Raw genomic sequence first — 11,656 nt, forward strand, 5'->3', positions numbered from 1 at the left:
ATTGCTATTAATCCTTTAAGTGTTCCATGATAACCTTGGCTAGTTTTTCGGAAATTCCTGCTTCCTTGAATTGTTCGATACTTGCTTCTTTCATTTTCTTCAAGGAACCAAAGTGCTTAAGCAATGCCTTTTTCCGTTGGAAACCTACTCCTGGTATATGATCTAAAATCGATTGAAAAGCATTTTTCCCTCTAAGCTGTCGATGAAATGTAATCGCAAATCGGTGAACCTCATCTTGAATTCTTTGTAATAGATAGAATTCTTGACTATTTCTCTCTAGTGGAATGAATGTAGGTGGGGAACCAATCATTAATTCAGAGGTTCGATGTTTATCGTCTTTAACTAAACCAGCAACGGGTATGTCTAAACCTAATTCATTTTCAAGTACGTCTTGAGCTGCTGATAAATGCCCCTTCCCTCCATCTATTATCACTAGATCTGGAAGAGGTAAGTCGTCTTTTAATACACGGCTATAACGTCTTCTTACAACTTCTCTCATTGATTCATAATCATCGGGGCCTTGTACATCTTTGATCTTGTATTTTCGATAATGTTTCTTTGCAGGCTTGCCATCTTCAAAAACAACCATTGCTGATACCGGATCTGTTCCTTGTATATTGGAATTATCAAAGGCCTCAATAAGATGAGGAATATGAATACCTAGTTTAATGCCGAGATTTTCAACAGCTTTTATTGTTCTTTCTTCATCTCTTTCAATTAAGTAAAACTTTTCCTTTAAAGCAAGCTTAGCATTTTTATGGGCCAATAAGATTAAATCTTTCTTTTTACCGCGTTTAGGTTGTAATGTTGTTACATCCAATAGCTGCTCAACTAGATCATATTCTACACTATCCGGTAATAGTATTTCCTTTGGTATGAAGTGACTTGCCTTCGAGTAAAATTGACCAAGATACGTTAAAAATTCTTGCTCAGGACTATCATAAATTGGGAATGTTGATACATCTCGTTCAATTAGCTTTCCCTGACGGATAAAAAAGACTTGAACACACATCCAGCCTTTATCATATGCGTAACCAAATACATCTCGGTCTATATGATCATTTAGTGTCATTTTTTGCTTTTCCATTGTTGCTTCAATATGAATCATTTGATCACGGTATTCCTTAGCCCGCTCAAATTCTAACTCTTCAGATGCTTTCATCATTTTTCCGGACAACTCTTCTTTTATCTGTTTATATCCCCCATTTAGAAACTTTGTTATTTCTTCTACCATTTTACGATTCGTTTCCTCTGAGACATCTTTCACACAAGGTGCTAAGCACTGTCCCATATGATAATACAGACATGATTTATCAGGTAAAGTCGAACACTTTCTCAGAGGATATAACCGATCAAGCAACTTAATTGTTTCACGAGCTGATTGAACATTAGGGTATGGTCCAAAGTATTTCGCTTTATCCTTTTTTACTTTTCTTGTAACAAGCAAACGTGGGTGCCGTTCATTGGTTATTTTTATAAATGGATATGTCTTATCATCCTTCAGCATTACGTTATATTTTGGATCATATTTTTTGATAAGGTTTAACTCTAGTATTAAAGCTTCAAGATTAGAAGACGTAACAATATATTCAAAATCAATTATTTCATTAACTAAACGTAAAGTTTTGCCGTCATGTGAACCAGTAAAATATGAACGAACGCGATTTTTTAATACTTTCGCTTTACCTACATAAATCACTGTCCCCTGGCGATCCTTCATAATATAACATCCGGGTTGATCAGGAAGAAGTGCAAGCTTTTCCTTAATGCGATCTATCATAGCAAACACTCCTATTTTTATTTGTATTAATGGCTCTTTTCTAAAAGTTCTCCTTCATTTATTTTACCACGTCTCATTTCTAGAGTCCCACTTAACCAAGCTAATGTCTAAATCTACCTCTTAACGAGTAAAAGGATCCGTCTTTCACTGAGCATTTTCAATTTATGCAAAAAAAAACACATATAATAATTTATACGTGTTCATTGTCTTTTATAATTTGAGAAGGTGTAAAAAATGAGAAATTCAAACGAAAGAATAAATTAGAAATTGGCATCTATGACAGAATCAACGCTATAATGCCAAGTTATTACTTTTTCGCACTATAAATAATGATCTTTTTATCGTATACCAGAGCATAAAAAAAGGACTGACAAAAGTCAATCCAATTTTTTTAGACATGTTTGTTTAGAACTTCAGCAAGAGCTTCTTTTGGTTGGTAACCTACAGCTTTATCAACAACTTCACCATTTTTAAGAACTAGTAAAGTTGGGATGCTCATAACGCCGAATTTTCCAGCAGTTTCTTGATTTTCATCAACGTCAACCTTAACAATTTTAACTTTTTCTCCCATATCTGAATCAAGTTCTTCTAGAACTGGAGCAATCATTTTACAAGGTCCGCACCATGGTGCCCAAAAATCTACTAGTACGACGCCATCGTTTGTTTCGTTTGAGAATGTTTCATCTGTTACATGTGTAATCGCCATTATTGTTCCTCCTAATTTGTAGGGTAAAATATGTTTAAAGTATAGCACTCACATACAAAGTTAGCTAACAATTTGCTTCACAGTTACTTTTCCCTATGTTTCAATATCAAAACATCCATTTTTTCTCCGACATTATACCTTCTATGTAAAAAAAAATAGAAAAGGCACGCATATAGCGTGCAGAATATCTTCAGAATGGTACCGTTTTACTTTCTCCCTGTTAGCTATTGATTATGCATGTATGTTGAGCTTTTTAAATTCTTCTGTTAGAAGCGGTACAACTTCAAATAAGTCACCCACTATACCATAATCAGCTATCTTAAAGATATTGGCCTCTGGGTCTTTATTAATGGCCACTATCACCTTGGAGTTGGACATACCAGCTAAATGTTGAATAGCACCTGAAATACCACATGCAATGTATAAATCTGGTGTTACTACTTTTCCAGTTTGACCGATTTGCAAAGAATAATCACAGTAATCTGCGTCACACGCACCCCGAGAAGCACCAACTGCTCCACCTAAAACTTGTGCTAGTTCTTTCAATGGTTCGAATCCATCTTCACTTTTCACACCACGACCACCAGCAATAATAACTTTCGCCTCAGCTAAATCTACTCCTTCAGATGCCTTTCGAACAACTTCTTTAACAATTGTTCGCAAATCTTTTATATCAACTGTTACTGATTCTGTTTGACCAGTTCTTGCTTCATCTTTCTTTATAGGAGAAATATTATTTGGTCTGATCGTCGCAAAAATGATTCCATCTGTCACAATCTTTTTCTCAAAGGCTTTTCCTGAGTATATAGGTCGTGTAAATACAACATTTTCACCAATTACTTCAATTACAGTTACATCTGAAAGTAAACCTGAATTTAACTTTGCAGCTATTTTAGGTGACAAGTCCTTGCCAAGTGCTGTATGGCCAAATATGATCGCCTCTGGCCGCTCCTTTTGAATGACTGCTAATAATGCTTGGGAAAATCCATCTGATGTATATGTGTTTAACATATTATCTTCAACCGTTATAACACGGTCTGCACCATAATAAATGAGCTCGGAGGAAAGTGAAGAAATGCCTTTACCTATTAATACAGCAACAACTTCTCCCCCTTCTGAAATTGTTTTTCCAGCTGATATTGCTTCAAACGAAACATTACGCAATACTTGATCACGAACCTCACCTAATACTAGTACTTTTCTAGCCATGATTTTTCCCCCTGTTCAATCATTCGTTTTGATTTCTCCTCAGTCCCTTATATTCCGTTAAATTAATGTTTTTAGTTAAACTACCTTTGCTTCATTTCGAAGTAATGAGACAAGTTCTTTAACTTGGTCTCCTACTTCTCCATCTAATACTTTTCCTGCTTCTTTTTTTGTGGGTAAGTAGATTTCGATCGTTTTCGTTTTTGCTTCTACATCATCTTCGTCTAAATCAAGATCATCCAATTCAATTTCATCTAATGGCTTTTTCTTAGCCTTCATAATCCCAGGCAAGGATGGGTAACGTGGCTCATTTAACCCTTGTTGAGCTGTTACTAATAGTGGTAATTTCGTTTCAATAACCTCTGAATCTCCTTCTACATCCCGGGTAACTGTTACTTTATTACCACTCACCTCAAGCTTAGTTATTGTTGTGACATAGGCAATATCCAGTAGTTCTGCCAAACGTGGACCTACCTGACCTGAGCCACCATCTATTGCAACATTTCCCCCTAAAATAAGATCTATCTCTTTGTCTTTAAAGTACTCTGCGAATATCCTTGATGTCGTAAATTGATCACCATTATCAAAATCGTCTTCCGTATTGATTAAGACTGCTTTATCACAGCCCATCGCTAGTGCTATACGTAATTCCTTCTCCGATTCAACGCCTCCTATTGTTAAAACTGTGACCTCACCTCCATTTTTGTCTCGTAATTGAATGGCCTCTTCTATGGCATATTCATCGTAAGGATTAATAATAAATTCAGCCCCATCCGCATCTATCTGCCCATTTTGTATGATGATTTTTTCCTCTGTATCAAATGTTCTTTTCATCATAACGAAGATATTCATTTCCATTCCCCCATGTTATCTTAAGTATTTTTTTATAGGCTTTTTTCTAAAAGTTTATTGCTCCTGGCTAGTATAAATTGACTTTTGGATTTTTAGGATTGTCTATTTAAGATCCTATTCGGTCATGCACTTATTTCCCAATAAACCTTGGTTTTCTTTTCTCAATAAATGCCGATATTCCCTCTTTTGCATCAGCACTTTCAAAGATCTCACCGAACCATTCAGCCTCCTGCTTCATCCCTTCTTCATAGGAATTTGTTTTATCAGAATTTAACAAAGAGATCACTGCTTTCACAGAAAGAGGGCTTTTTTGCGCGAATTTTGCAGCTAGTTTGCTTGCTTCCTCAAGGAGTCTTTCTTCAGCAGTATATGAATGGTTAGCAAGTCCAAATTTTACGGCATCTGCTCCTGAAATTGGTTCACTCGTTAACATCATTTCTAACGCACGTCCTGTACCAACATATTTAGGTAATCGTTGTGTCCCACCAAATCCAGGAATCAGACCCAATTGTAATTCTGGAAGTCCTAGCTTTGCATCTTCGGTAACTAGTCTTAGATGACAAGCCATCGCTAATTCTAAACCCCCACCTAATGCTGCCCCATGAATAGCAGCAATGACTGGTTTCTTAAATGTCTCAATTCGTTCAAATAACCTCTGCCCATCAGTGGCTAAATTTGAAAATTCTTTACTTGATGGTACACGAACAAATTCTTTTATATCTGCCCCTGCGGAGAAAAATCTCCCTTCACCATGCAAGATTATTACTCGAGTGGAATCGTCTTTTTCAAGTTCATCAAACAAAGATGAGAGTTCGTGCAAAACATTAGATGATAACGCATTTGCTGGTGAGTGACTTATTGTCACAAAAGCAATGTAATCTTCTTGTTTACGCTTAATATATTCCATTAACAATCCTCCTCGTTCCCTTACCTATAACATATGATTACTATTTGTAGGAATATCACTTTTTTGTTTACACCTATTTACTCCTTTTTTAATGCATCTTAGGAAGTATTCAGGTCCCTTTCCTTAGCTTGTTTTAAATGAATTGTTTATGAATTTACAAATCCATAAACAATTAATTCATGCACCTTTTTTGCTTGCTTCGGTAAATCATATTTCTGGTCATTCATTACCCAAGTGGTTACAGTCTCATCAATTGTGCCAAAAATCATTTGTCTTGCTAGGCGTGGATCAAACCCTTTTCTAAATTCACCCGTTTCTGTGCCTTCCGTAATGATTTTATCGACAACATTGAAATATCCTTTTAAAACCTCATTTATTCGGATCCGTAATTCCTTGTTCGATTGCCTAAGCTCCAATTGAGTAACAATAGCTAAATGATGGTCTGCCGATAGTAAAGAAAAATGTGTCTTAATAAGTGTATAAAGCTTCTCTGCAGCGGTTTCTGAAGACCTAATTTCATCCTCTATATTTTCAATAAAGACACCCATTTTTTCTTGAAAAAGCGAAACGAGAATATCTTCTTTATTCTTAAAGTATAAATATATAGTTCCATCCGCTACACCTGCTTGTTTAGCAATTTTAGATACTTGTGCCTGATGGTAGCCATTTTCAGCAATAACAATAACGGCTGCATCAATGATTTGTTTATATTTTGGTTTTTTCTGTTTCAATTCCGACTCTCCTTTTTATGAATGAATAATCATTCATAAAATAATCATAGAATTTACTCTCCTTTCTGTCAAGTATCTTTTTAGAAACGAGAAGAAGAATTAGTGTGTTAGAGAGGTTATTACCGTACAACCTCTCTTTTATACTTATAAAAATACCTGGTCAAGACATTTAAGGCTTCTTTCATATTGATTTTGTATTTCGAACAAAGTTTTAGATGACAGATACGCCTATCAACAAGCACTTATGACTTCTATACTTAACTTTTTCCTCTTGAGTTAAACGATTAAAATTCAAAGGGCGATTTTTACAATTCTATTTGCACAATCATTTTTACACGAGAATTAATTAATGTTTTTTAATTTTTCCTTTTCTTCTTCTATTAATGCACGCCTTAGTATTTTCCCAACTGCAGTTTTTGGTAACTCCTCTCTAAACTCATAAATACGGGGTACTTTATATGCCGCTAAGTTTTTGCGTGCATATTCATCAAACTCCTCCGACGTCGCAGACTGATTGTCTTTTAGTACAATATATGCCTTCACCGTTTCACCCCGGTAAGGATCTGGTACTCCAGCAACAACAACTTCCTGGACCTTTTTATTCTCATACAGTACTTCTTCTATCTCGCGAGGATAAATATTATATCCACCTGCAATGATCATATCTTTTTTGCGATCGACAATATAGAAGTATCCTTCTTCATCCATATAGCCAATATCTCCAGTTTGTAACCAGCCATCAATGATTGTAGCATCCGTCTCTTCCTTTCTGTTCCAATATCCTTTCATGATTTGCGGACCTCTGACAACAACTTCTCCTAACTCATTCGCTTTTGCTACACCACCAGTTTCATACGAATAAATAGCAGCATCAGTATTTGGCCATGGTACCCCCACGCTTCCTGTCTTCCTTTTATCCCATAGAAAGTTTGCATGTGTAACTGGAGATGCCTCCGATAATCCATAACCCTCAACTAATCGCCCACCAGTCACCTTTTCAAATTGTTCCTGAACTTCAACTGGAAGTGGAGCGGAACCGCTCATACAGCCATCAATAGATGATAAATCGTATTTTTGAATATCGGGATGGTTTAATAAAGCGATATAGATAGTTGGAGCTCCCGGGAAAAGAGTCGGTTTTAATTTTTGAATTGTTTTCAAGGTATCTGTTGCATCAAATTTAGGTAAGAGAATCATTTTAAATCCTTGCATTACTGAGTAATTCATTACAGTTGTCATCCCATATACATGAAAGAATGGTATAATGCCAAGAACAGATTCCTCTCCTCTTTTACATTTATACAACCAGGACACACACATTTGTGTATTTGCAACAATGTTTTCATGTGAGAGCATGACTCCCTTTGGGAAACCTGTTGTTCCACCAGTATATTGAAGAAGAGCAATATCCTCTGTAGGATCAATAATTGGTTGCTTAACATCCGGTTTTGCTATTTCCATAATCTTTTTAAACAAATGTGTATCACCCTGATGTTCAATCTTTACTACCATTTGATTTTGCCTTTTTTGTATAAAAGGATAAATTAAATTTTTAGGAAATGGTAAATAATCTCCTATACTAGTAACGATAATATGTTTCAACCTTGTTAACGCTTTCATTTTTGATACCCTTGGATATAACAGATCAAGAGTCACTATAAAGGTAGATCCACTATCTTTAAGCTGATATTCAAGTTCTCTTTCCATATACAAAGGATTCGTTTGAACAACAATCCCTCCCGCAAATAACACCCCATAATAGGCGATTACAGCTTGCGGACAGTTAGGCAATGAAATTGACACCCGGTCCCCCTTTTGTAAACCAAGCGATTGAAAATAATTAGCAAGCTTAAGAGATTGATTGTAAAGTTCCGAATAGGTCAGTTCTTTCCCTAAAAAGTGAATGGCAGTTTTGGTTGGAAATTCTTCTGTGGCTTCTTGTAAGTATGCACTGAGCGGTTTTTTATCAATACTTATTTCGTGAGGGATATCATCTGGATAAAGGTTCAACCATGGTTTTTGAGTTTCCATCTACTTCTCCTCCTAATTAGACGATCCTTTAATTGACTATGTGGAATGATGACAATGTCCTACTTTTCTTATGAGTAGGTGGAGAGGAGATAAGGACTAATTGTGGTAAATATTAGATTGTGAGATGGTAGCTAGTAGAACTCTTCCCCTTTCCAACTTACTTATATCCGCAACTATTGATGTATTCCATAACAAGCTCTCCTTTACTTATTAAGCTTATCGTCGCGCCATTTTTACTTCATGTCCTTTTAAGAAAAAAGCCTTGTAAAAATTATAACAGACTTTATATTAATCAGAAATATACAATCCTTCATGTTACTATTTTTAAGTAGGAATACTAGCTAATCTTCTATGATTCTCAATATATATAAACTAATTGTATCTTAACCTTCATATTTGTTACTAATATTAGATTGTGTTTTTTAGTGGTCTGACAAAAGTATATGTCAGACCACAGCTATTTAAAACAACTGTTAAATTTAAAAAGGCTGTTTTCACAATTGATTACATTTGCTGCATTTATTTAAATAGCAAATATGTATAGAGAAGGTCTTAAAAAAACACTAAATAAATAATTCCAATTAATATAAACAATCCACACAATCCGAACATTACTTTCGATAACGTCTCCATATTACACTCTCCCTTAAATCCCTGCACCTATAACAAACGATAAGCCGATTGAAATAACTAATGAAATAAACCCAACTGCCCGGTTGTCCTTTTGTATTTCTTTATCTATTTTAAACTTTGGAGTCATAAACTCGTAAATAAAATAACCTAAAAGTAAAAGGATAAATCCAAATAAACCTGAAGCCATCATTTGTAATAAACTGTCATGTTGGTTGATTGAAAACCTAAAAATATTCGCTATTCCAAATATTTTACCCCCTGTTGCCATGGCTACAGCCATATTACCCTTCTGAATTTCATCCCAATTTTTATAACGTGTAACGAGCTCAAAAATGGTTAAAAAAACGATGATACAAAGAACCACAACACTGTAATAGGCAGCTGTTTGAATATATTCATTTTCCCAGAATCCAGTCATAATAATTATACCTTCTCCCCACTATTTGAGTTCGACAATGGTTACTCCTGTGCCGCCTTCTCCAGCTTCACCGAATCGAGTGTTTTTAACACTACGATGGTTTTTAAGCAATTCCTTTACTCCAGTCCTTAGTGCACCTGTACCTTTTCCATGTATGATTGATACTCTTGGATAACCAGCTAAAACTGCATCATCTAAATATTTCTCCACCATTAGCAGTGCATTTTCAAACCTCTCACCACGCAAATCTAATTCAAGAGATACATGATAGTCCCTTCCTTTTACGGTTGCTAAAGGTTTTTCTTGGACTTCTTGCTTAGCTCTTTTTATATATTGGAGGTCCTTTTCTTTCACCTTCATTTTCATAATCCCCATTTGAACCTGCCATTCTTTATCACTTACTTTTTCAATTAAGTAACCCTTCTGATCGAAACTTATCACTTTCACTTCATCACCAGGTAAGAATGATTGCTTAACAACTTCTTTCTTTATTGCATTTTTACTTTTTTCAAAGACTGGTGCTGATTCCTCTAGACGTTTTCTCGCACCAATGAGTTCATGCTCTTTTATCTGAACATGTGTATCTTTTCTCATTCTTCTTAGCTCTTGGATGATTTGCTCAGCCTCTTGACTAGCGTCTTCAAGCTTTTGTTGCGCTTTAAGTTCAGCTTGTGCATATAAAGAGTCTCGCTGTTGATTAAACATAATGATTTGTTGTTGAAGTTCTTTATGCAATTGTTCGGCTTCTTTACGAATAGCAACTGCCTCTTCTACCTCTTGTTCTGCTGATTTTCTGCTTGTTTCTAATGAAGTTATCATTGTATCTACTTCATTACGTTCTGCACTCATTTGCCCCTTAGCCATATTAATAACATGATCCTGAAGACCTAACCTTTTAGAAATTTCAAAAGCATTACTTCGTCCTGGAACACCAATTAATAACTTATAAGTTGGGCTTAATGTTGCGATATCAAATTCTACACTTGCATTAATGACACCACTACGATTATAACCATATGCTTTAAGTTCAGGATAATGTGTTGTTGCTACTACCCTTGCTCCTCTTTGATACACTTCATCAAGTATTGAAATAGCTAATGCCGCACCTTCTTGCGGATCTGTACCTGCTCCAAGTTCATCAAACAATACTAAGCTATTCTCATTCACCTTATCAAGGATATCAACGATATTAACCATATGTGAGGAAAAGGTACTTAAGCTTTGTTCAATGGATTGTTCATCCCCTATATCTGCATACACCGTTTCAAAGACAGCAATCTCTGAACCATATAACGCAGGGATTTGTAAGCCTGCCTGTGCCATTAAAGTACAAATGCCCAAGGTTTTAAGCGCTACCGTTTTACCACCAGTATTAGGTCCGGTAATTACGATCGTCGTAAAGTCTGCTCCAAGATCAATATCATTTGGGACAACTTCGTCTTCAGGTAAAAGTGGATGTCGTGCTTTAAACATTTTTACGATACCTTTGTTATTAACATCGGGTTTTATACCATTTATTTGTTTTGCATACTTAGCTTTTGTAAACATGAAATCCATTTCTGCTAAACAATATACATTCTGTAAGATATCATTACTAAATTCGGCAACTTCGTCAGATAAAATTCGTAAGATCCGATCAATCTCAATTTTTTCCTTCATCCTTGCTTGTTGAAGTAAATTGTTTAAGTCTACAATCACTTGGGGCTCAATAAATAGCGTGGCTCCTGAGCTTGATTGGTCATGAACAATCCCACCATAGGCAGATCGATATTCTTGTTTGACGGGTAACACAAAACGATCATTTCTAATTGTAACAATCGCATCCGAAAGCATTTTCGTTGCAGAAGATGATCGAATCATTGATTCTAATTTATCCCTTACCCTAGATTCAGTCGTACGTAATTGCTGACGAATTCCCTTTAAGGTGTCACTGGCACTGTCTAACATATGGCCATTATCATCAATACATTGCGAGATATTTCTTTCCAAATCTTGTAGAATTACTATTTTTTCTGCTAGCATTGGGAGGTGTTTTAGTTCAATTTCATCCTCAACCATTTTTTCAATAAATCGCTTCATATTTCGCGCAGCATACAGTGTACCTGAAACCTCATTTAATTCAGAAGCACTAAGTAGGCCGCCAATGTTTGCTCTTTTTACGATTGATTTAACATCAACCAATCCACCTAATGGAATATTCCCCCTTAGGCGTATAACTTTTACAGCTTCTTCAGTTTGCTCTTGTGCGATAAGTACTTCATGATAGTCAATAGAAGGTGTTAGTGCATTTGCCTTTTCTTTACCTAATGAGGATGAAGCGTGTTTAATAAGCTGGTCTTTCACTTTATCAAATTCTAAAACATGTAATACTTTTTGCTGCAAAAAGATAACC

9 protein-coding genes are annotated in these 11,656 nt (G+C 35.6%); all 9 read right to left on the reverse strand.

The features are described 5' to 3' along the window. Nucleotides 1-7: 7 nt before the first annotated feature. The 9 genes from uvrC to AC6CHR_RS04860 all read right to left on the reverse strand — a co-directional run bounded on the left by uvrC (nt 8) and on the right by AC6CHR_RS04860 (nt 11,646). Nucleotides 8-1,780, reverse strand: a complete 1,773-nt coding sequence (gene uvrC, locus AC6CHR_RS04820) for an excinuclease ABC subunit UvrC (RefSeq protein WP_498247379.1) — start codon at nt 1,778-1,780, stop codon at nt 8-10. Nucleotides 1,781-2,171: 391 nt separating this feature from the next. Then, a complete protein-coding gene (trxA, locus tag AC6CHR_RS04825; protein ID WP_498247380.1) occupies nt 2,172-2,486 on the reverse strand; it encodes a thioredoxin in 315 nt (104 codons plus the stop codon). Between the two features lie 231 nt (nt 2,487-2,717). Then, entirely contained in the window at nt 2,718-3,695 is a 978-nt protein-coding gene (locus AC6CHR_RS04830) for an electron transfer flavoprotein subunit alpha/FixB family protein (protein WP_498247381.1), read from the reverse strand. Nucleotides 3,696-3,770: 75 nt separating this feature from the next. Continuing rightward, nucleotides 3,771-4,544 (reverse strand): electron transfer flavoprotein subunit beta/FixA family protein, encoded by a 774-nt coding sequence (locus AC6CHR_RS04835; protein ID WP_498247382.1) that lies wholly within the window; start codon nt 4,542-4,544, stop codon nt 3,771-3,773. A gap of 130 nt (nt 4,545-4,674) precedes the next feature. Further along, nucleotides 4,675-5,451 carry an enoyl-CoA hydratase gene (locus tag AC6CHR_RS04840; RefSeq protein ID WP_498247383.1) on the reverse strand — a complete coding sequence of 259 codons (777 nt, stop codon included), beginning with the start codon at nt 5,449-5,451 and terminating at the stop codon, nt 4,675-4,677. Between the two features lie 146 nt (nt 5,452-5,597). Next, nucleotides 5,598-6,182: a fatty acid metabolism transcriptional regulator FadR gene (fadR, locus tag AC6CHR_RS04845; protein ID WP_498247384.1), complete on the reverse strand. Its 585-nt coding sequence runs from the start codon at nt 6,180-6,182 to the stop codon at nt 5,598-5,600. A 342-nt stretch (nt 6,183-6,524) separates the two neighbouring features. Then, a complete protein-coding gene (locus tag AC6CHR_RS04850) occupies nt 6,525-8,213 on the reverse strand; it encodes an AMP-binding protein (RefSeq protein ID WP_498247385.1) in 1,689 nt (562 codons plus the stop codon). 646 nt (nt 8,214-8,859) lie between these two features. Further along, a complete protein-coding gene (locus tag AC6CHR_RS04855; RefSeq protein ID WP_498247386.1) occupies nt 8,860-9,264 on the reverse strand; it encodes a DUF350 domain-containing protein in 405 nt (134 codons plus the stop codon). Nucleotides 9,265-9,285: 21 nt separating this feature from the next. Next, complete coding sequence (locus AC6CHR_RS04860; RefSeq protein ID WP_498247387.1) at nt 9,286-11,646, reverse strand: endonuclease MutS2; 2,361 nt, start codon at nt 11,644-11,646, stop codon at nt 9,286-9,288. Nucleotides 11,647-11,656 lie beyond the last annotated feature (10 nt).

The sequence above is a fragment of the Metabacillus sp. GQ13 genome (assembly GCF_059758525.1).